Genomic DNA, 19,937 nt, shown 5'->3' with positions numbered 1-19,937 from the left:
AAATGATTCGTGGGCATTACCCTTACCCAAAATCTTCTCAAGATTTGCCTTTCTCATTGCTGAAAAAGGATAAATTAGGATGGCACTGAGGATAATACACTTAATCTTGAAGTGGAGGGGCTATCTATGAATGATCAGGAAAATATGAAGCAAATGCAGTTGGCTGACTATCGCGTTACAGATAAGGGCGAGGCACTCACGACGAATCAGGGATTGCGGATCGAGGATGACGAGCACTCCCTTAAAGTTGGTCCGCGCGGGCCGACTATAATGGAGGATTTTCACTTTCGGGAGAAAATGACGCATTTCGATCATGAGCGTATACCTGAACGTGTCGTTCATGCGAGAGGCTTCGGCGCCCATGGCGAATTTGAGCTGTACGAATCGCTCGTTGAGTACACAAAGGCGAAGTTTTTAACCGATACGTCGAAACGGACTCCTTTGTTTGTTCGATTTTCCACAGTGGCAGGGTCAAGGGGGTCAAGCGATACGGTACGAGACGTACGCGGTTTTGCAGTTAAGTTCTATACGGAGGAAGGGAACTACGATCTCGTCGGCAACAATATGCCAGTTTTCTTTATACAGGATGCGGTTAAGTTTCCCGACTTCATACATGCTGTTAAGCCGGAGCCGCCAAACGAGATTCCGCAAGCTTCGTCGGCACATGATACATTTTGGGATTTCGTAGCTACGAACACTGAATCTGCTCACATGATCATGTGGGTGATGTCAGGACGAGCGCTTCCTCGAAGCTTTCGCATGATGGAGGGTTTCGGTGTCCATACGTTCAGATTCATTAATGAGCAAGGCAAGTCACATTTCGTCAAGTTCCATTGGAAGCCGAAGCTGGGCGTACACTCGCTGGTATGGGATGAGACTCAGAAGATAGCCGGCAAAGACCCGGACTTCAACCGCCGCGATCTGTGGAATGCGATCGAACAGGGGAACTACCCTGAATTCGAGCTCGGCGTTCAAATTATGAAAGAAGAAGATGAATTCAACTTCGACTTCGATATATTGGATGCGACGAAACTATGGCCGGAAGAGCTTGTCCCGGTACGAATCGTTGGGAAAATGACTCTGAACCGGAATACCGATAATTTCTTCGCAGAAACAGAACAAGTCGCATTTCATGTAGGCCATCTTGTGCCGGGCATCGATTTCACGAATGATCCATTGCTACAAGGAAGGCTATTCTCTTATACCGACACGCAGTTGCTTCGTCTCGGAGGTCCGAATTTTGCGGAAATTCCGATTAATCGTCCAATCGCGCCAGTACATAACAATCAACGAGACGGCATGCATCGGATGACAATCAACCAGGGGCAGACGAGCTATCATAAGAACAGCCTGGCAAACAATGATCCTGCGCCAGTACCTCCGAGTGAAGGCGGTTATCGCCATTACGAGGAGAAGGTGGAAGGGAGGAAGATCAAGGCTAGAAGCAATAGCTTTGACGATCATTTCAGCCAAGCTTCGATGTTCTGGCATAGCATGTCTCCTATCGAGCAAAGTCAGATCGTGGACGCATTCCGGTTCGAGCTAACTAAAGTGACCTCTAAAGAAATTAGGCAGCGTGTGGTGGATGTATTCAGCCACGTGGCAGAGGATCTTGCGGAGCGGATAGCCGAAGGTATCGGAGTAACTCCAACCAGGGGCGTCGCTGCTACGCCGACAGCCATATCTCCTGCGCTCAGCATGATGACTAAGACGAAGACTGCTGCTACACGTAAGGTGGCGGTGATGCTCGGAACGGGCTATCACGCGGAAGAGGTACAAACATTGCTAAAAGAATTGACCGCATCGAAAGTCACTGCGGAGATTGTGAGTAAAACACTTGCTCCAGTAAAAGGAGCTGACGGTACGCTTATTGAGCCTCAGCAATCACTGCTATCGGCTGCATCCGTGTTGTATGATGCTGTCTATGTTACTGGCGGAGCGCAAGGTGTGGACGAGCTGCTCAGCGACGTTACATCAACTGGATTCGTTCGTGAAGCGTTCCAACATTATAAGACAATTGCGGCTGTAGGCGAGGGTGTGCGTCTCCTTACTGCTGCAGGCGCTATAAATCCTACGGGGGAGAAAGAGGCGCAGTCGATTGGCATTTTGATTGCCGAAGAAAACAGCACAAAAACTTCATTCTTTACGTCATTCATTGAATCGATCGCCCTGCATCGACATTGGGATCGGATACTACAGTAGCATTTGGAAAGTAGATAACATCTGAGCCAGCCCACATTGATATATAGGTGTGGGCTAATTTACGTTTCCAAATTGCTTTACACTTTCATATTGAGACAACATAAATATGCTTAAACAAGCTCCACGCAGACGCGGCAAGTGGTTGAAACTAAACTCGTAAAACAAGGTTTAACGGTTCCTAGTAAAAAATCGATGAAGATTTAAATGAGGGAGTCCTTTAAAAGAATCTTAATAATTATTTGATACTATTATCTTCGGACATAACAAATAGATATTAAAGGAGAGATACCATGAAAAAGAAACTGATATCTTTAGCTGTATCCCTGACAGCAGCCGTTGTCGTGCTAAGTGCATGTGGTTCTACCGCGAACCAAGGCAGTTCACCGAACCAAGTCAGTTCAGTGAACCAAAGCAGTTCAAAGAACCAGAGCACTGCTGAGAATCAGAGCACTGCAGTGAACCAGAGCAGTTCAGCCACGTCAACGTCTACGACTAAGCAGACATCAACAGCACCATCAAAGTCGGCATCTTTGACTTCTGCTGAACAAACCGTCGAGATCAAATTGATGGCAAAGGATTTCGAGTATGATCAAAAAGAAATTCATGTGAAAAAAGGCGACAAAGTAAAAATTACGCTGCAAAGTGATGACGGAGGTCATGGCTTTACCATTCCAGCTTATAAAGTGACCATTAACGGGAACGGAAGCGCTGTGTTTACTGCAGACAAAGCAGGCAAGTTCGAGTACCATTGTTCCGTATTTTGTGGGTCTGGTCATAAGAAGATGACAGGAACATTGATTGTTGTATAAAAGTAAAGACTGCCGCATGGAAGAATCAGGGACTGCGAGATGAGGATGGCGAACACGCCCTTTAAGTTGGTATGTGTAATTTTACAAATCCTGATTAATGGTGGATAATTTGAAAATAGTTAATTTGATACCAACAAAAATTAATACGGTTTTACCTGAGGAGCCTGCCAACAGCGGAGGCGCGAATAGTCAAATAGCTGATTGAAATCACAAAAGGCAGGTGGTCATAGAAAATGATCAGCTGCCTTTTGTGCGAATAAGTATTCATTAAGTGGAATGCTTATTCATAATGATCTCAAGTAAGTTCTTGTTGCAATGGGGAACTCGTGGGGAGGTTACATGATCTGTGCGAATTAAAATTAAGAAGTCCGCTAATTCTCATTTTTGGTATGCCGCTTATCTAGGGAGAGAGTATGAGGTAATCGGTTATGATTCCAGGAGGAAGTTCAGGAGCCATCTGCTAGCTGCTTAAAGCTTAATACTTGTATCAGCTTCATTTCATTAAATTAGCCTTCAACCTCTTAACAGTAGGCATATGGACTGGTTATTTCACCGGCCGATTCGCCCATTTGCGGAAATAAATTGTTCTTGCAACAAATAAACTTCCTTTCAACACATTCTCGTCGCTTTCTCTCCAGGTATGGCTCTGTTTATTTTTTCTTCTAATCCCTACGAAATTGTAAGGCGAAGTGGCGAACAGTTTATATCCAATAGCTCGGCATCGTCGCATAAAATTAACATCTTCTCCGAGCGTCAATCTAGCAAAACGAATACGTTTGTGTAATTGCCTCCTGAACAATAAGGTACCCCCTGCTACATATTTCACGAATTTATTTTTTTGAGAGGGTGTCGTAATGACAAGGAGGCGCCTTCCTTCGAAAAACTTCAAATGAGCTCCTTTCCCGACTATTCCGGCACCGGTACGGCGCAGAGCTCTTACCTGCTCGAGTAAATAATGAGGTGAATAGTAATCATCATCGTCAAACTTGGCTATGACTGGATATTTGGCTCTATTGATTCCGAAATTCAAACAACTGCCCAGCGTAAACTTTTCGGGCAATTTATAGACCTTGATATTTGGAAATCGAGAGACCCTCCGACGATATTCTGTCAGGTTCATGCTGCCTTTGTTTAAAACGATGATAAGCTCCTTTACATTGTAGCGTTGCCTTCTGAAATTATAGATTAGTTTATTGAAGAAAAGCGGACGATTCGTGCAAGTAATGACTGAGACCCCGCTTAGGCCGCTGGTTTGCATATTCATAATGAACTCCTTCCTAATATCGCACGACTTATTTCTTATCATCATAGAATGCGATGTGGAACTTAACCGTGCATACGGATGATTTCAAATGCTTCTGCAAATTCTACGTAAGTCTGATTACCACGAAATTTTGCTTTATGGAAGAGACTTTCAGGATGAACGGGGTGAATCATGGATCCGAGCTGAGTCTTGTAAGCTTCCAATGCTCTCATTTTGAGGTTCATTTCCTCTTTCGTAAGCGATATATAAAGACTCGGCTGAAATGTAAGTTCTCCGTCTGTCTCATAAACCAAGACGGCTCCGTTCCAGAAATAAGGTCGCACCGCCGCTATTGCCGCTTGATGAAGAGCTTCGTGGTCCTGATGTTTGGTGATGGATGGGATATACATTACAGTTGGACGAAATTCCTCTATATGGCGTTCGATATGCGCAACCAGCTCTGCTCGGGGGAGAAGGTCGAGTTTGCTGTCATATAACTGTTCGCCGGACTTGTCCGGGTAAAGAATATGATAGTCCGCCACCCCGAGCAGGCGCATCGCTTCTTTAAATTCCGATAATCTCTTCGTTCCACTATAGATGCCGTATCCACTTTGTTCCTTGCTGTAGCGATTGGAGTCATTTAATGTAATGGAGGCTATAACGGTTCGAACCGAACTGCCTTGACTTATATATTTCTGTATGACGCCGGCACAGCCTAGCGTTTCATCATCCGCGTGAGGGGCTAAAACAAGTGCACGTTGACCGGAGTAGAGAAAAATGCCCATTGATATGACACCTCCTTCAAATTTTATAGGGATACGACATACTCTATGAAAATAGAATTGAAAATTCCTATGCTGCGCCCTATTTCCTATCAAATTAGTCGCTTGTCCAGCGCCTGAATCGTCTGAAAGATCGTAGAGAAGGGAAGAAAGAGACCCGGAGATGCGGAGATTATGGACGCAGAAAAAAGCCTTCGAGCGTACTCGAAGGCTAATGATGGAGTTCATTGGCGCACCACGAATTTTTTGTAGGCCGTGCAGTTCTTTCGAACAATGCGAGTGTAAGGATGATTGATAAATTCCCGGTCGCTCACTTTCCAGGTATGTGAGTTATGCTGCTTCCGCCTCAATGCGCAGAAATTATATTTGTCCCCTGCGTAAAGTTTGAAGCCTCTGCGCCGGCAGTCCCGGCAAAACCTCACATCTTCTCCGAGCGAAAGGTTGGCGAATTTTACTTTGTTCCACACGCTTTTCTTATAGGAGATCGTTCCACCTGCCAGAATGGGGACAAACCGATTTTGCGCATAAAAGCGCTGCAGCAGCATTTTGCTGCCGCTTAAATGGATGAAATAAGCGCGTTTACCAACGAGAGCCGCCTTTGAATTGCGAAAAGAGCGCATAATGCCGGTCAGGTAATTAGGCGCATAATACTCATCGTCATCCATCCTGGTGATATAGGAATGCTTGGCTCGTGCGGAAGCAAAGTTTAAGCATTGTCCTAACGACCGGCGACTGGGCAGCTGAAACACGCGGATATTTTTGAATTTGGATGCCATGGCTTGAAATCGTTTAATATTGACGTTATCCATATTCAATACAATGATCCACTCTTTATTCGGCCAAACTTGTCTCCGGTAATTCCAAAACATATGCGTCAAAAATTGCGGTTTATTGGTGCTCGTGATTACGGTAATACCCGCAGCAGTCATTTGATTTTTCCTTAGTTTGGTCATGCCGGCACCTCGTTGATGGTTTATTGTCATTCGAAATACATTCTATGGCTAGGGGTTGACGGATTCCTATGCTGCAGCCTATTTTGCGGCATTTCTAGGTGCTTGTCCGAAACAACTTATCCCGATAGCGACTATATTGATGTTAAAAAGAATAAGGGGGTGTGAGATAGATGAAACCAATCGTCCGTATTCTCTTAACCGGTGCCGGGTCTCCCGCGGCCCCGGGTGTAATTCAATCGCTGAGGAATAGCGAGGAGTATAAGTTCCACATTGTCGGCGTTGATTGCAATCCGCTCTCGACCGGGTTCCACATGGCTGACTTGCATTATATAGGACCGAGGGCTTCGGACGAACAATTCATTCCCTTTATCGAACAAGTCTGCAGGAATGAAAGAATTGATGTGCTCTTCTCACTGGTCACGGACGAGCTAATCAAGCTTTCGGAGCATCGGGAAGTATTAAGTCAAATGGGTACGCACATGAACCTGTCTGCTGTCCCTGTATTACGAAACGTGATTAATAAAGGAATGCTATACAACGAACTGCAGAAGATGGGAATCGCCGTCCCCGCGTTTCAAGTAACCTCATCGGCCGAGCAGTTTGAAAAGGCTCTAACGGCGCTTGGGTATCCAGAACAACCGGTCTGTTTTAAGCCAACGATCTCTGACGGAAGCCGAGGATTCCACATCTTGGATGACCATATTGACCGCTTTGAGCTGCTGTTTCGACACAAGCCAACGTCTGTTTATGTCAGCCATTCCGAGCTCCTTCGCGTTATTCAAGGTAGAAAGGAATTTCCGGAAGTGCTCGTAATGGAATATTTGCCTCATGAGGAGTACAGCGTGGATGTGTTAGCGGAAAATGGGAAAGCCATGATTGCTGTCCCCCGTCTTCGAGAAGCGACCATAGGCGGGATTTCGACCAAAAGTCTTATTCGTAAAGATCAAGATATTATCGACTATGCAGTCGAGGTGGTAGAGCGTCTGGGGTTACAGGGTAATATTGGAATTCAAATTAGAAGAGACCGGTCTCGTCAGCCTAAAATCGTGGAGATCAACCCTAGAATGCAGGGCACGATTGTTCATTGTACGGCGGCGGGGATCAATCTGCCGGTTCTGGGGGTTAAGCAGGCCTTAGGAGTGCTGCCGATGCATTTGGAGTCGACAGTAATATGGGGAACCCGGATGGTTCGGCATTGGAAGGAGGTTTTCTATCATGCTGATGGATCTTCATACACACTCTAGCTATTCTGACGGGAAAAATACCCCTGAAGAAATGATTCAAACTGCTATCGAACTGGGGTACGAGGGAGTTGCGGTCACTGACCATGTTTGGAGGACAAGCGCTTGGGTCCCGGACTATGCAGAACATCTGGAACAGCTAAAGACCAACTTCCGCGGTTTAATCCGAGTCTATTCAGGCATCGAAGCCAAAGTGTTAACCTTGGACGGGGATATCGACGCCAACGTGTCATTCCTCCCGCTCGTGGATCTTGTCCTCGGTTCATTTCACCGCATACCGAGGCCCCAAGGATTTTACTCCAAAACCAACGATGCCCACATTTCCAGAAACGTGATTGTGGAGCATTGGTTCGAATCCTTCTGCCGAATGCTGGATAACCCGCAGGTAGACATCATAGCCCATCCCTTATCTGAACTCAAAGAATTCGGCATTGAGAGCCGTCAGCTCCCGATTAAAGAACTCGTTGATCTTATCGGAGTCTCTGGCAAAATCCTTGAGATAAACGTTCGGTACAATTCTCTCGACGAGCCGATCATTCGAGTAGCAGCGGAGCAGGGTATTCCAACGCTTGTCTCTTCCGACAGCCACTCAGTCGCAGACATGGTCAAAAATAGTGTGTTCGTTAAGGAACTTTCCAACCGGGGGTTTCAAACGATAGACATCGAGCGGTATATTCGTAATAAAAAAGCATCTCAAAAATGAGTAATCCAAAAAAAAGACCGCCATCGGCTTGGGACTGACCCCCTACCGAATACTGCGAAAAAGTTTGGCTTGACAGAAGGCGTTACTCCGGTTGGATGCAATCAAATCAAATCAGTTCAGTTCTTTGCATTCATCCCGGAAAATAAGAAAAGTGAGTCCCCATATTAAACCACCTGCAATAATTCGCAGAAGAAGGGAAGCTTATCGAAGTAAAATAAGAAAAAAAAGGACGCTCCCGGTGGCTAAGAGGACTTTGTTTTTTAGGTAGATTGATGTAATGTAGTTGAGTTGGAACAGGGAGTAGAGGCTCTCCAGATAAGGGGAAATCCACAAACATTTTCGCAATGTGGGGGTCGAATTGTTTTCCTGCGTTCTTTAATATTTCTTCCGCCGCCTCTTGCTTATCTTTCGCATTCCGATATACACGATGGGAGGTCATTGCATCGAAACAATCTGCCACCGCTACGATCCTGCCAGCTAAAGAGATATCTTCGCCTCTTAGACTGACTACTGTGATCCAGCAAATCCGCAAGCGTATATGCGTAATTTGCGACGTTTACCGAGTGTGTCCATGTATAGGGATCTGAATCCTCAATAACCCTTAACAGGGGATGGATTTTATTTAGCGTCTCATGACTAAAGAGACCCCCATAATGCGAAGAGTCTCCATATCGAATACCTGACGCTTTATTCTCCAAATCCATTGAACGATCAGGTAGCGTCAAGAAGTTTGTGTAAAGAGGAAGACCTTCATCAGGAGGAAGAGCTGGTTTAGTTAGTTTCAGAATGTTCAGACTTAGTGGAGCAGGGGCGGGACGCCCCTGCTCCACTAAGTCTGAACAAGGAAAGTTAATCCATCACTTTAATTTCGGGTCCTTGAGGATACTTTTCTTGTTAGGCTGTTCATCGGCTTTAGTCGTTTCCGAATCTCTTTGTTCATTCGCTCGATGGGATTGGACGTGTAAATAGCACCTTTTATTGCAGCAGGATACTTGTAGAACGTTAGCAATGTCGATAGCTGCTCTTCCCAAGACTTAATTTCTTTTGGGTACAGTTTCGTCCACTTGGCTTTCATTGCATCGAATGCAGCAAGCGCTAAGTCATGGTCGACTGCATTGTAGACGGTCTTCAAGCCATCCAGAAAAAAAAACGGCTGAAGCCATTTCAGCCGGTTTATTTTTGCCCTCGTGACGATGGGGCTTAAAGAACGTCGAGCGACCGATCCACGTAAGGCTTATAATCCACGGTCCGAATGATCAAGGCGCCTTTAGAAGCGAGCAGCCGCTGCTCGGTTACCTGCCATGTGTGTGATTTACGGTTCGCCCGGCGGTATGCAGCGAAGTTGTAGGAAGAGGTTGTCATTAGTTCTATCGTTCCGGGGATTGTTTGATATGCCCCTCGCAAAAGCACGAAGCATTCGGATTAGTCAATGTTGAAGCGATGGCGAGCGGAATCCCCGTCATTGCTTCCCGTATTGGAGGAATACCGGAAATTGTTCAGCATGGGCGTAACGGGCTATTGGTTCAAGAATACGGTAATCCTGCCGCATTCGCCGCACATATTGTCAATCTCGCGAGAGATCCCGAACTGTACAGACGGCTTTCAAGACAAGCCAGAGAGGATGTGAAAAATCAGTTCAGTTGGAAGATTACCGCTATGAATCTGATGGAGACCTATAAAAAAAATCTAAAGTATGAAAAGGATGACGATAAGGAAGAGATACAATGCTTGTAATGGGATGGGTGGGCAATTATTGTCGGACGACAAGAACATATATACAACGAAAGTCGCATAAAGTGCGGCTTTTTTATTTATTGTATAGAAGTTCTTGTCGCACGATTGTGAAGGAAAGTTAACAGTCCCCAGTTATTAATTGAAAACTGTCGGGTGACAAGAACATTATCTCATTAATGGCCGCGAAAATCCCGGCTTTTTGTATTTATGGGATCAAGTTTTTGTCAAAACCAAATGACAAGAACTTGATCCCATTACCGAAATTGACAAGAACTTGATCTCATTCCCGACAGAATGCAGGGAAGTGGGGAATCACTGGGGCATGTCAGCACGATCATCTGGCCTCAACACCAAATCGACGTAGGCTTGAAAATTTCACAGAGTGGCTGAGTGGAAGTAAGTTTTTTCCCCGGGACGCGGGTGAACTCCCTTACAACTGAGAAACTAGCTACTACAAAAGATTGCGGGGAGATTTAAGGCACATAAGTGAAGTATTCGGATAAGTGAACGCTTGATTAGGTACACTCAATATACAACCTTTAAAATGCCTATTCTTTACTAAGTTTCACAAAGGAGTACTCCTATGACCTCAATAAACATCGCAGGTACTGGCTTTAAAAGCGAACTGCGCAAAGTATTTTGGGCTGCCGGTTTCGGATGGATGTTCGATGCCATGGACGTCGGCCTCCTGTCCTTCATCTTAGTTGCGCTTCGAAAAGAATGGGGGCTGACTGCACAGGAGGCGGGCTTGCTTGGAACGGTAAATTTGGTAGGTATGGCCATCGGAGCGGTATTGGGCGGATATCTCGCCGACCGCTTCGGTCGACGTCCAGTTTTTTTGTTCACATTGGTTGCGTTCGGTGCTTTTAGCTTCATCAGCTCCTTCGCAACTGGATTCAGCCTCATGCTGCTGATCCGGTTTTTAATGGGGGGTGGACTTGGGGCAGAACTGCCAGTAGCCTCTACCCTCGTTAGCGAATATGCTGCACCCGAAACTAAAGGTCGGATGGTCGTCCTACTGGAAAGTTTCTGGGCCTTCGGCTGGCTTTTGGCCGCCTTCCTTGCCTATTTTGTAATTCCGTCGTACGGTTGGCGCATCGCTGTTGCCGTTGGCGTGCTGCCGATCCTGCTCGCTCTTTTGATTCGCCGTGAGGTGAAGGAGTCGCCCCAGTTCCGGATGAAGCAGCAGAGGCGCATCCGAATCCGCGAGCTGTTCACATCCTATAAACGGGAAACGATAGCTCTTTGGGCAGTCTGGTTCGCCATTGCATTCTCATATTATGGTATGTTCCTGTGGTTGCCTTCCGTATTGGTCGACAAGGGTTTTACGATGATTCAAAGCTTCCGCTACGTACTGCTAATGACGCTAGCCCAACTGCCCGGTTATTTCACCGCCTCCTATCTCGTGGAGAAATGGGGCCGTAAGGCAACGCTCTCCACGTTCTTATTTCTTTCCGGCGCGATGACGCTAGGATTCGGGTTTAGCCAAAGCACGGGGACTTTACTGCTCACGGGTGCGCTGCTCTCCTTTTCGAATTTAGGCGCATGGGGTGCGCTGTACGCGTACACCCCCGAAAATTATCCGACAGCAATCCGGGCTGCGGGATCCGGTTTTGCGGCTGGCTTCGGCCGGCTCGGCAGCGTAGCCGCTCCGTACCTCGTCGGTGTCCTGGTTCAGGCGAAGATCGGCTATGCTTCGATATTCGGTGTATTCGCTGCGGTATTTTTAATCGGTACAATCACGTTTCTTGCATATGGTATCGAGACCAAGACTCGGCGAGTAGGCTGAAGGCGTAATTTCACTTCGAAATTGATTTATTTTGAAGGGTGACCGACAGAAAGAGGATAAAATTATGAGCAACAAGGATGGGGGAGCGGCGTCGGGTATTACGTGCTTGGACATGCGGACATGGAGGCGCGCGAGCGTAACTTCAAAGCGATATTCGAAGATCCGGAATTCAAGGCGCTTCTGGAAAAAACGGAGCCCAATGGCCCGCTGCACGAGAGCATTGATGTCTCGTATATGCGAGGCGTGGATTTCTTCCCGCGCGCGTAACGCGCTTTGCCGGTAATTGAATATGTGAATATGCGATTCGACAAAATAACCGTCGTTCCTGCTAAAGGGCAGCGGTTATTTTCGCGTTAAGAAACCCGGCTAGGCGGTTATTCGAGCTACAGCTGTCGCATGGCAGCATCATCCCACGAAAAGCTTGGAGAGGAATTCTAAAGAAATAACAATTGTCGGGTGACAAGAACGTTCAGCCTGACAGTTTCCGGAATTGCCGAGATAGGGTAGATAATAATGTGATTCGTCGAACTCCTGACCGACCGACGAAAACTGTCGGGTGACAAGAACATTATCTCATTAATAGCCGCGGAAATCGCATTAATGAAGTATCAAGCCAGGCTGCCGGCATGTGACTCCGGCAGGGGTGTTCTGAACTAAGGCTTAAGCTCAGCTATGACCGCCAAGTTCGGTGGTTTGGCACTGAATTCCCAAAGGCATCAATACCAATGGACTGTAGCTTCTAAAAAATTCTCCAGCGAAAACACAGGGAATGGTTTTGCTGCGATGGCAACTTTAGCTGCTGACGGCGGTTCAACCGGGAAGTTCCGCACGCCGAAGCATATCCGCGAACTGATGGTTCGACTGCTGGCGCCGACGCCGAACGACCTGATCTGCGATATATCATTAAGAGATTGATACAATTTATTGATTACCACAGGTCGCTGCCGCATGCAGGGTAAGTGACACTCTTGCGGGGAAGCACGCCGTGATCTCCTGGTTGTTTTTTGCCTTCTTTTTATCGGGACTAATATGGTCCCATTATGCAAAAAAGTGGTATACTTATGGTTTATAATACTTTCATCAAACCTACGGAGGTGTTATTCGATGAAAACATATAATTACGAAATGCAATCTGCTCAAGAGAACGAAATCGTGTTGCATGAGCATGAGGAGATCATTTCTTTCGGCGAGGAAATTTTTGCCCATTTTATAAAGAACAAAAGAAAGTTGGAAAATAACAGTAAAGGCAAGCCCGGATTGTCTACAAAGGAATTAGCTGGCCGTGTTGGGGTTCCACCAGAAATGTTCCGTAAGATAATAAATAAGCAGAAGCCCAATCAATCAAGAGACTGCATTATTGCCATATGTGCGGCTTTACAATTAGATGTTGAAGATACCAATGAGGCTCTCCGAATTTATCAGTTTATGCCCAAACTGGATGAAGATAGCCCGCGAGACAAATTGATAATTCAGGTTTTAAACAGTGATTTTGATATAGAGATTAGTGTGAGCGCCATGAATGATAGGCTGCAACGATATGGTTTTCAGTCTCTTGATATAGTTAAATCCAGAGCTCGGAAAGGAAAAGAAACTTGCTTGGTATATCAAAAGGCTTTCCCGTATGAAGTAAAAAAGAAAAATGTTAGAACTTCAGTCAACGATATGTTTTATGGAGACCCATACGAATCACTTTCAACAGCATATGATTTTCACAGATATAGATGTATCGCCACAATGTGGTTAGATGATACCCAAAATAAAAAACAGTACAAACTCACTGCTGAGCCGGATGGAAATTATTTTCTTGAAATTTTGCCTTGGCCTGATGCACCTGAAACGCCGTTTCGCTCGTTTAAGTCGATTGACGAGACCGATGTGTTTAGGGATTGCTTTTTGGAACTGCAAAGCATGGCAAAAAGCGAACAGCGTCATATGGAAGAATATCTCAACGATACTCGCAACTATTATGAAAGAATCAATGCTGACATTTTGCATGACTCGATCCATGTATATTTCGAGAAATACAATTATACTATACCGGAGAGAAATGAGTACTATTTAATGGAATACATTGATGGCATATATCGGCTTTCGGTTTCTCATAATAGCCAATTTATGAGTAAATACCTGACTTCGGGAGAATACAGAGAACACTACGGAAATGCCGAGTCGATGCTTATTAAAACATATGACTCCATAGAAGAAATCGAAGCATTATATTATAGCCCTGACCTGCCTCAAGAAAGCAAAGAGGTCTTAATGCTTCGGAAAATTGCATACAAGAAGATGCAGCTCGTTATAGATAAATATCTTGAACAATTGAGAGCCCGGACTGTATTCGTACGTAACCTTGAGCGCATTTGGGATGACCAGGATAGAGTGTGTGCTTATTATGGGCTGGAAAAGGAATTTCAGTGCAAACTCGATGATGAGTGTGGAGATTTCATGACAGCTGAATTAGAGTCCGCCGACATAATAGATTCTGACGGCCAGAAAGTTACTGTTACTCTTTCGGATTTAAGACGTGCTTTTGAACTGGGGTATAAGGATACAGCTGAGATATGTTGTGTATTAAGAAAAAAAGGCAGCATTGAAGCCGTATTACAATAAATATCATAATTTCTAAACGGGACTACTATAGTCCCGTTTTTGTGTTTGTAAATTTTTGAAGGAGTATAATACGAGTGTAAACAAAACACAAGAGTTACCGAAAATACACTGGTACGTGTTTAACATTAGAGAGGGGTATAATCATGAGAAAGACTAACGAAGAAAAAGGGTTACTTGCAAAGCTAGCTGGCGGAATTCTGGACGGCATGGTCGGAGAAGAAAAAGTCTACCGCGGCTATAAGAATGTTTACTGTGGCAAGTACATCAAAGACGGTGAGCCAGTCTCCTACAGGGAGGGCGAATCAAGCCGTTTCTTCAATGGGAAGGAAAACGAGCGTGTACCGGGAAAACGAATTGAGGATCACTATGATACCGACGAGCGCAAACTCGAATTTTTCCAGAGATTTGGTTGGCTGATTGACGATGAGGATGCCAAGGCATATAGTGCCAAGTTCAAACCGAAAAAGTAATTTGTTGTCATCTCTTATTGATATTAATAGCTCCTCATTACCGGAACCTATCCAGGAATAGCAGTTATATTAGGCGGTTGATAATGCAAAGACAAAGACCTAAGCCTTCTTCTGAATTAAGTGTTAATCACGCTAGGTACAGTTTGGCGGCTTAACGGAACGGATTTACATTGAAGCACCATCGAATGTACCGCCGGAGCCACCAACACTGTTAAGCTTCGAAGAAATATGCGGCAACATCTTTGCGGCTATCTGGTTTTCCTCGTTCATTCTGCTTTATTTAGCGATTGCGCTTTGGCCTATAACGATAGTCAGCATATTAGTGTATGCGATATGGTTTTCTACATAACCACTTGGGGGATGATGGTAATACCAAACCAATGGGGCGGTGAAACGCAAGAAGAATACCGTAGCCGCGTACAGCGTAACCGATCCGCTCAACTTTGGATTAACAGCATTGGATGCTTCATAATGGCGATTCCACTTGTAATTATCGTAGTCGGGATCGTATTAGTAATAATCGACCACTTTGGAGGATGATAAAGAATTAAGAAGAAGGAACACACAACGATTGAGGTTTGCTTGTCTGTTACACACCGATGGTGATCATTATTGCCGCGATCGTAGCGATAATTAGAGGAGAGTAATAGGAATGTGGAAGATCAATAACTCAACTTTCGCAGCTCAAATTACCGAATAACCCCTTGATGTACAAGGGCAAATCGGCCATCCATTCGCGGAGTTGACACAAAACCGTTTGTTTCTTTCTTTTGTTCTTTGCACGAGCCAAATCCAAGAATAGCGACATGAGTTGTTGAAGAGCAGTCTGATAGTCCAAGTCACGAACTTCATCCGCATATAAGAAAAATATCCCACCGAGCGTACGCGTATCTCCTGCTTGTCGTCGCTCAAATTCCATGACGAGATAACGGCTAAACACGACGGTCGTATGGCTAATCAGCATGTCAAAGGAACGACCTTGAAATTCAGTTCCCAGTTTCAGATAACTTTTGGTCACCTTAAGAACGTCTCAATGCTCCATCGCATGCCATAAATACGTACGACCTCGCTCGGTTCTAACGCTAGATCCGTGCAAAGAATCGTGAGCCATTCGCGGCGTTTGTTACGGTTCTGAACAAAGACGAGTTGAACTGGAATGCCGCATGATGTGCTGACGTGGACAGCACTCCGGATGGAAGATTGCTTGTTTCTAGGCAGGACTCTATACAGCTCACTCAGCGTCAGACGCTGTCCCTGGTACAGGTAGCGCTGCTTCATTTCCTTTACCATCCCAATCGTGTTTAGTCCTTCAGCCAAGAGTCCACGAATAAGCGGCATTTGCGTAAACCAGCTGTCCATGAGTACGTAATCCGCATGGAAGCCTGCTCGCAGAGCGCGCTGAATCAAGCTGAGGGCGGCCTCTGGCTTACGAGTAAGCGCCTCAATGCGTCGCTTGTACCCATGACAACGCTTTGTAATCGTTGTGGTTATTTCCGTTAGCCGGTTCACGAGTTTAGCTGACGAAAGCATAACAAAATCGATCGGGGCAAAGCTGAATCCGTCCGACCAGCCAAGTGTTAGCATCGTGTAGCCCTTGGCAAATCGGCCTGTCGTATGGTCAAAAACTTTGGCAAGCAGCTCTGCCTTTTTACTGCGATTGCGCTGGAGGGTAGAGTCGTCCAGAATAAAGACCTTCACGCGCTTGGCTGATGTCAGCGATGAAAACTGCCGAACCACCGTCAAACTGAGCGAATGAAGAAAGGTCCGCCACGCAAAGCCAGGATGATTCAAAAAGCGGTGGAGCACATCCTTGCCTGGCAGTGAACCGCCGCGGTTGCTCTGCAGCAAGCGAAACCAGTTCTTCCCTTCAAAAACAAGCGAGAACAGTAACTGGAAACAGCCAGTGCAGGAAGCCCAAAAGACTTACGAATTCCGGCTTCACGAAGGAGCTTACCGATTTTTAGGCAAGTAAATACAGATGAAAAACGAGACTGGTCAGATAGGGAACGATGGTGTAGCATAAGTTACACACCTCTCTTTGTTTGCATGGTTGCTCGACACATCCATGATACCAAACAAAGAAGGTGTTTTTTTGTCAGGAGAAGTAGAAAGATTCGTTTAATTCTTACAGCCGCAAGGAGTTCACGTTAATTCTTAGCTGCGAAAGTCGAGTTATTTATTTTAATTTTATTGTTTTCTCGAAGTGTTACCGATCAAATTGGAAAAGTAAATCAGATGTCCACATTTTTGGCGAAAGGCGATTTAACGCATGAGATAAAAATCTCAAATAAAGACGAATTCGGGCAAATGATGAATAACCTTAATCACACATCGTCGTTGCTCCGAGCAATGCTGACAAAGGTGAAGGAACATGCGCAAACCGCGTCATTAACATCCGAATACTTTTTGGCAAGCGCGAAGCAATCCAGTCAAGCATCCGATGAGATTTCTTCGATGATTCAAGGAGTTGCAGTGGGGGCTGAAACACAAACGGTAAGCTCCAAGGAGTAGGCGCGAACCATGGAAGAACTGTCATCAGGAATCCAGAAAGTTGCAGAATCGTGTACGAATGCCTGGGACGTGTCGCAACAAACCTCTAATAAAGCCGAACATGGAAATGAAGTCATCCAGCAAGCTGTTTCGGAAATGGCAGAAGTAAATCAAGTGGTACTGGAAACGGTAGAGGTAGTAGAGAAACTGAGCCAACGCACGTCTGAAATTGGCAGAATTATTACCATCATTCAGGAGATCAGCAACCAAACAAACCTGTTATCCTTGAACGCAGCCATAGAAGCAGCAAGAGCAGGGGAACACGGTCGCGGTTTTTCCGTAGTGTCGCAAGAGATTCGCAAATTGGCGGAACATAGCAGAACCTCGGCGGATGAAATTCATAGTTTAATTAAGGAGATTCTGGATCTAACCGGGATGGCTGTCAGGTCTATGCAGGCAGGATCAGAAACGGTTCACAAAGGGACAACGTATGTTAATCTGGCTGGTGAAAACTTTGTATCGATATTGAATGATATTCAGTCGATGGTTGTTCAGATTCAAGATATATCTTCATCAACAGAACAAATGTCTGCAGGGTCTGAAGAAGTCACAGCTACCGTTGAACAATTCTCGAGCATTGCCGAAGAAGCATCAGGGAATTCTCAGAACGTAGCGGCGGCAAGTCAGCAACAGCAAGCCTCCATGATCGAAATTGCTGCTTCTGCACAGCAATTAAGTGAAACAATGCAAGAGCTTCAACAGCTTACTTCCCAATTCAAGGTTTCGTAAACATAAAGGACTGAGACCAATTGATCATGTTGAATAATCAGTTATTGGTCGACCTCGTTTCTTTGCTAGAAAAAAGGGACTCCTATACTGCGGGGCATAGCGAACGAGTCGCGAAATATGCTGTAAGTATTGCTCAAGAGCTTGGTCCCCCCCCCCTCGGGACTTGCAATTAATCCACCTTGGGGGACTGCTTCATGATATTGGCAAACTGGGCATCCCAGATTACATCTTAAGTAAGGATGGCGCATTGACCGAAATAGAATTTTGCCTTATGAAGCAGCACCCTGTTATTGGTGAGGCATTACTTGAAGGGGTATACCAGTATCTCCCGCTGGCTAATGATAATGAGAAAGAAAAAGTTTTTGAGATTGTGTTGTACCATCATGAACGACCTGATGGAAAGGGCTATCCGAGAGGTCTTTCGGTAGCACAAATCCCGACTTGGGCAATGATTATGTCGGTTGCGGATGCATTCGACGCGATGACAACTAATCGTTCTTATAGGCAGGCCATGTCCCAGAAACAAGCAATGAATATTTTAGTTAGAGAGGTTGGGGCACAATTCTGGGGGCCAGCAGTCAGCGCTTTTGTTAGTTTGATGTGTTGAAACGAACTAACATTTTGAGCATGTTAGGCAATACGCTACCAGAACAGATTTGACTCAATCACCGGCTCGAACGGACTGCTGACCGTCACATTGAGCAGTCCGTTTAAGTACGTGGTAGACCAGCTTAACAGGTTTGATGAAACGTTCAGAATGAAGGTATCCTCGGTGTAATCCTCCATGCTGCGTTCTTCACACTTTGCGAGTTGATGATAGTAGCAGCAGTGTTGCCACTATTCATGCGGAGCAGGACGGGCATGTTAATGACTCAAACTTGAATTAACGAACGGTTGTGTCGCTGAAATTTCTTATGGATGCTTTATACGTTCATCCTGCCCTTAGCAGAGCGGAACTTTGACACTCTAGCTTGAAATGGTTTAGTAAGCGATACATGTTATGTTGTTAGAACACGGTAAGAGCCTCCCCCTATAATGGAACTCCAACAGGGATTGTTTTCCTCGCTTATGCCGATCCCGGGTGTTACGGTCCTTGCGATGCAAATCGTACCATGCGAAAAGCAGTATTTCTGACGTGCGAATATCCGAAATTTACAGCACTCAAGGAAGATTGATCAGAGAAACTAATACTTAATTCAGGGAGAACGAGATGCTTAATGAATATGACGTAATATCAAAGGTTGGACAGAATGTATTATCTGGGTACCTTGGATTGAATGTTGAGACTCTGGAGTTGCAGCAAGGGGCTAATAGCATCGAGAGTAGTGGTGTTGGAGTAGCTCTCCAAATTATTGGGCAGATGGAAGGACAGTATATTTGCACGATGAGTACAACCTCTGTTAAGGAATTGGTTAGTCGTATGATGGGGGGCTATGAAATCCAACAACTTGATGAAATGTGTTGGAGTGCATTTCAAGAGTTTGGAAACTGGTTTGTTAGTGGAATTGCTACTGAATTAGCATCACACGGAATTCAAGTTAACATTACTCACCCTCTTATTCATGAGGGGGACGTTACGTATCATTCCAATAACAATTACACGGTTGTTACAATGACAACAGAGATAGGCAAAATTCATGTATACATGCAGTTAAATGAAGTGGAAACAACCTAATAAAACAGAAAGGGAAGTGTCTTGAATGGCAAAAATTATGGTTGTTGATGACGCGGCCTTTATGAGGAAGATGATAAAAGAAATTTTAACGGAGGGAGGACATGAAGTGATAGGTGAAGCAGCTGATGGAGTAGAAGCTATCTCCGTTTATAAATCTTGCAATCCTGATCTCGTTACAATGGATATTACGATGCCGGAGATGGATGGAATAGCAGCAGTCAAGGCCTTAAAGCAATTGAACTCAGAGATTAAAGTGATTATGTGCTCAGCTATGGGGCAGCAAGCTATGGTTTTGGATGCAATTACAGCAGGGGCGTTGGACTTTGTTGTGAAGCCCTTTCAAAAAGATCGGGTGTTAGAAGCTGTCAGAAAGTTGCTCTTGGTTTAAAGAAAATTATCCCAGGTAGAGCCAGCTATATATTTGAGCATTTTGCAGTAATCTAAACC

20 protein-coding genes and 3 pseudogenes are annotated in these 19,937 nt (G+C 45.2%); 15 read left to right on the top strand and 8 right to left on the bottom strand.

Annotated features, from left to right (window positions below):
- The first annotated feature begins 126 nt into the window (after nucleotides 1-126).
- On the top strand, nucleotides 127-2,202 hold the full coding sequence (locus A8990_RS04870) for a catalase (protein WP_116187901.1): 2,076 nt from the start codon (nucleotides 127-129) through the stop codon (nucleotides 2,200-2,202).
- Nucleotides 2,203-2,492: 290 nt separating this feature from the next.
- Nucleotides 2,493-3,011 (top strand): cupredoxin domain-containing protein, encoded by a 519-nt coding sequence (locus A8990_RS04865; RefSeq protein ID WP_116187900.1) that lies wholly within the window; start codon nucleotides 2,493-2,495, stop codon nucleotides 3,009-3,011.
- Between the two features lie 544 nt (nucleotides 3,012-3,555).
- On the opposite strand, the gene A8990_RS04860 is transcribed toward A8990_RS04865, so the two are convergent.
- From A8990_RS04860 to A8990_RS04850, 3 genes are all read right to left on the bottom strand, one after another.
- Nucleotides 3,556-4,275 carry a glycosyltransferase family 2 protein gene (locus A8990_RS04860; protein WP_116187899.1) on the bottom strand — a complete coding sequence of 240 codons (720 nt, stop codon included), beginning with the start codon at nucleotides 4,273-4,275 and terminating at the stop codon, nucleotides 3,556-3,558.
- Nucleotides 4,276-4,337: 62 nt separating this feature from the next.
- Complete coding sequence (locus tag A8990_RS04855) at nucleotides 4,338-5,039, bottom strand: PIG-L deacetylase family protein (protein WP_181909402.1); 702 nt, start codon at nucleotides 5,037-5,039, stop codon at nucleotides 4,338-4,340.
- Nucleotides 5,040-5,260: 221 nt separating this feature from the next.
- Entirely contained in the window at nucleotides 5,261-5,989 is a 729-nt protein-coding gene (locus A8990_RS04850) for a glycosyltransferase family 2 protein (protein WP_181909401.1), read from the bottom strand.
- 170 nt (nucleotides 5,990-6,159) lie between these two features.
- Between A8990_RS04850 and A8990_RS04845 the strand changes: the two genes are divergently transcribed.
- A complete protein-coding gene (locus A8990_RS04845; protein WP_116187896.1) occupies nucleotides 6,160-7,233 on the top strand; it encodes an ATP-grasp domain-containing protein in 1,074 nt (357 codons plus the stop codon).
- Nucleotides 7,205-7,933, top strand: coding sequence for a PHP domain-containing protein (locus A8990_RS04840; RefSeq protein ID WP_116187895.1), 729 nt, complete (start codon nucleotides 7,205-7,207; stop codon nucleotides 7,931-7,933). Before A8990_RS04845 ends, A8990_RS04840 begins: the two co-directional genes overlap by 29 nt.
- Before the next feature lie 130 nt (nucleotides 7,934-8,063).
- Here A8990_RS04840 and A8990_RS32665 read toward each other — a convergent pair whose 3' ends face one another.
- The 3 genes and pseudogenes from A8990_RS32665 to A8990_RS31390 form a co-directional block, all read right to left on the bottom strand.
- On the bottom strand, nucleotides 8,064-8,465 hold the full coding sequence (locus A8990_RS32665; RefSeq protein WP_425463879.1) for an HD-GYP domain-containing protein: 402 nt from the start codon (nucleotides 8,463-8,465) through the stop codon (nucleotides 8,064-8,066).
- Nucleotides 8,466-8,825: 360 nt separating this feature from the next.
- Nucleotides 8,826-9,077, bottom strand: a pseudogene (locus A8990_RS04835) (transposase); the annotation flags it as partial.
- Between the two features lie 56 nt (nucleotides 9,078-9,133).
- Nucleotides 9,134-9,295: a hypothetical protein gene (locus tag A8990_RS31390; protein WP_181909400.1), complete on the bottom strand. Its 162-nt coding sequence runs from the start codon at nucleotides 9,293-9,295 to the stop codon at nucleotides 9,134-9,136.
- 15 nt (nucleotides 9,296-9,310) lie between these two features.
- On the opposite strand from A8990_RS31390, the pseudogene A8990_RS04830 reads away from it, so the two are divergent.
- The 6 genes and pseudogenes from A8990_RS04830 to A8990_RS04810 form a co-directional block, all read left to right on the top strand.
- Nucleotides 9,311-9,667, top strand: a pseudogene (locus A8990_RS04830) (glycosyltransferase family 4 protein); the annotation flags it as partial.
- Between the two features lie 583 nt (nucleotides 9,668-10,250).
- Entirely contained in the window at nucleotides 10,251-11,456 is a 1,206-nt protein-coding gene (locus A8990_RS04825; RefSeq protein WP_116187893.1) for an MFS transporter, read from the top strand.
- A gap of 102 nt (nucleotides 11,457-11,558) precedes the next feature.
- Entirely contained in the window at nucleotides 11,559-11,723 is a 165-nt protein-coding gene (locus A8990_RS31385; protein ID WP_181909399.1) for a hypothetical protein, read from the top strand.
- Nucleotides 11,724-12,239: 516 nt separating this feature from the next.
- Nucleotides 12,240-12,371 carry an N-6 DNA methylase gene (locus A8990_RS32435; protein ID WP_281272480.1) on the top strand — a complete coding sequence of 44 codons (132 nt, stop codon included), beginning with the start codon at nucleotides 12,240-12,242 and terminating at the stop codon, nucleotides 12,369-12,371.
- A gap of 189 nt (nucleotides 12,372-12,560) precedes the next feature.
- Nucleotides 12,561-14,066: a helix-turn-helix domain-containing protein gene (locus tag A8990_RS04815; RefSeq protein WP_116187892.1), complete on the top strand. Its 1,506-nt coding sequence runs from the start codon at nucleotides 12,561-12,563 to the stop codon at nucleotides 14,064-14,066.
- 143 nt (nucleotides 14,067-14,209) lie between these two features.
- Nucleotides 14,210-14,536 carry a hypothetical protein gene (locus tag A8990_RS04810; protein ID WP_116187891.1) on the top strand — a complete coding sequence of 109 codons (327 nt, stop codon included), beginning with the start codon at nucleotides 14,210-14,212 and terminating at the stop codon, nucleotides 14,534-14,536.
- Nucleotides 14,537-15,206: 670 nt separating this feature from the next.
- Here the strand turns inward: A8990_RS04810 and A8990_RS04805 are convergent.
- Nucleotides 15,207-16,557, bottom strand: a pseudogene (locus A8990_RS04805) (IS4 family transposase).
- Between the two features lie 169 nt (nucleotides 16,558-16,726).
- On the opposite strand from A8990_RS04805, the gene A8990_RS04800 reads away from it, so the two are divergent.
- From A8990_RS04800 to A8990_RS04790, 3 genes are all read left to right on the top strand, one after another.
- The gene (locus A8990_RS04800) at nucleotides 16,727-17,047 is read left to right on the top strand and encodes a HAMP domain-containing protein (RefSeq protein ID WP_181909398.1); all 321 of its coding nucleotides are present in this window, start codon (nucleotides 16,727-16,729) and stop codon (nucleotides 17,045-17,047) included.
- A 9-nt stretch (nucleotides 17,048-17,056) separates the two neighbouring features.
- Complete coding sequence (locus tag A8990_RS04795) at nucleotides 17,057-17,815, top strand: methyl-accepting chemotaxis protein (protein WP_116187889.1); 759 nt, start codon at nucleotides 17,057-17,059, stop codon at nucleotides 17,813-17,815.
- 115 nt (nucleotides 17,816-17,930) lie between these two features.
- On the top strand, nucleotides 17,931-18,422 hold the full coding sequence (locus tag A8990_RS04790) for an HD domain-containing phosphohydrolase (protein ID WP_116187888.1): 492 nt from the start codon (nucleotides 17,931-17,933) through the stop codon (nucleotides 18,420-18,422).
- 35 nt (nucleotides 18,423-18,457) lie between these two features.
- On the opposite strand, the gene A8990_RS31380 is transcribed toward A8990_RS04790, so the two are convergent.
- Nucleotides 18,458-18,601, bottom strand: coding sequence for a hypothetical protein (locus tag A8990_RS31380; RefSeq protein WP_181909396.1), 144 nt, complete (start codon nucleotides 18,599-18,601; stop codon nucleotides 18,458-18,460).
- A 424-nt stretch (nucleotides 18,602-19,025) separates the two neighbouring features.
- On the opposite strand from A8990_RS31380, the gene A8990_RS04785 reads away from it, so the two are divergent.
- Nucleotides 19,026-19,490, top strand: coding sequence for a chemotaxis protein CheX (locus tag A8990_RS04785; RefSeq protein WP_116187887.1), 465 nt, complete (start codon nucleotides 19,026-19,028; stop codon nucleotides 19,488-19,490).
- A 25-nt stretch (nucleotides 19,491-19,515) separates the two neighbouring features.
- The gene (locus tag A8990_RS04780; RefSeq protein ID WP_116187886.1) at nucleotides 19,516-19,878 is read left to right on the top strand and encodes a response regulator; all 363 of its coding nucleotides are present in this window, start codon (nucleotides 19,516-19,518) and stop codon (nucleotides 19,876-19,878) included.
- The last annotated feature ends 59 nt before the right edge of the window (nucleotides 19,879-19,937 follow it).

The sequence above is a fragment of the Paenibacillus taihuensis genome, assembly GCF_003386535.1.
GTDB lineage: Bacteria > Bacillota > Bacilli > Paenibacillales > Paenibacillaceae > Paenibacillus_Z > Paenibacillus_Z taihuensis.
Note: the sequence above shows the minus strand (reverse complement) of the source record. Positions and strands in the feature narration are given on the sequence as shown.

Coding starts and splice junctions, on each gene's coding strand:
- A8990_RS04870 (WP_116187901.1), top strand. CDS start 127: ATGAATGATCAGGAAAATATGAAGCAAATGCAGTTGGCTGACTATCGC.
- A8990_RS04865 (WP_116187900.1), top strand. CDS start 2,493: ATGAAAAAGAAACTGATATCTTTAGCTGTATCCCTGACAGCAGCCGTT.
- A8990_RS04860 (WP_116187899.1), bottom strand. CDS start 4,275: ATGAATATGCAAACCAGCGGCCTAAGCGGGGTCTCAGTCATTACTTGC.
- A8990_RS04855 (WP_181909402.1), bottom strand. CDS start 5,039: ATGGGCATTTTTCTCTACTCCGGTCAACGTGCACTTGTTTTAGCCCCT.
- A8990_RS04850 (WP_181909401.1), bottom strand. CDS start 5,989: ATGACCAAACTAAGGAAAAATCAAATGACTGCTGCGGGTATTACCGTA.
- A8990_RS04845 (WP_116187896.1), top strand. CDS start 6,160: ATGAAACCAATCGTCCGTATTCTCTTAACCGGTGCCGGGTCTCCCGCG.
- A8990_RS04840 (WP_116187895.1), top strand. CDS start 7,205: ATGCTGATGGATCTTCATACACACTCTAGCTATTCTGACGGGAAAAAT.
- A8990_RS31390 (WP_181909400.1), bottom strand. CDS start 9,295: ATGACAACCTCTTCCTACAACTTCGCTGCATACCGCCGGGCGAACCGT.
- A8990_RS04825 (WP_116187893.1), top strand. CDS start 10,251: ATGACCTCAATAAACATCGCAGGTACTGGCTTTAAAAGCGAACTGCGC.
- A8990_RS32435 (WP_281272480.1), top strand. CDS start 12,240: ATGGCAACTTTAGCTGCTGACGGCGGTTCAACCGGGAAGTTCCGCACG.
- A8990_RS04815 (WP_116187892.1), top strand. CDS start 12,561: ATGAAAACATATAATTACGAAATGCAATCTGCTCAAGAGAACGAAATC.
- A8990_RS04810 (WP_116187891.1), top strand. CDS start 14,210: ATGAGAAAGACTAACGAAGAAAAAGGGTTACTTGCAAAGCTAGCTGGC.
- A8990_RS04795 (WP_116187889.1), top strand. CDS start 17,057: ATGGAAGAACTGTCATCAGGAATCCAGAAAGTTGCAGAATCGTGTACG.
- A8990_RS31380 (WP_181909396.1), bottom strand. CDS start 18,601: ATGGAGGATTACACCGAGGATACCTTCATTCTGAACGTTTCATCAAAC.
- A8990_RS04785 (WP_116187887.1), top strand. CDS start 19,026: ATGCTTAATGAATATGACGTAATATCAAAGGTTGGACAGAATGTATTA.
- A8990_RS04780 (WP_116187886.1), top strand. CDS start 19,516: ATGGCAAAAATTATGGTTGTTGATGACGCGGCCTTTATGAGGAAGATG.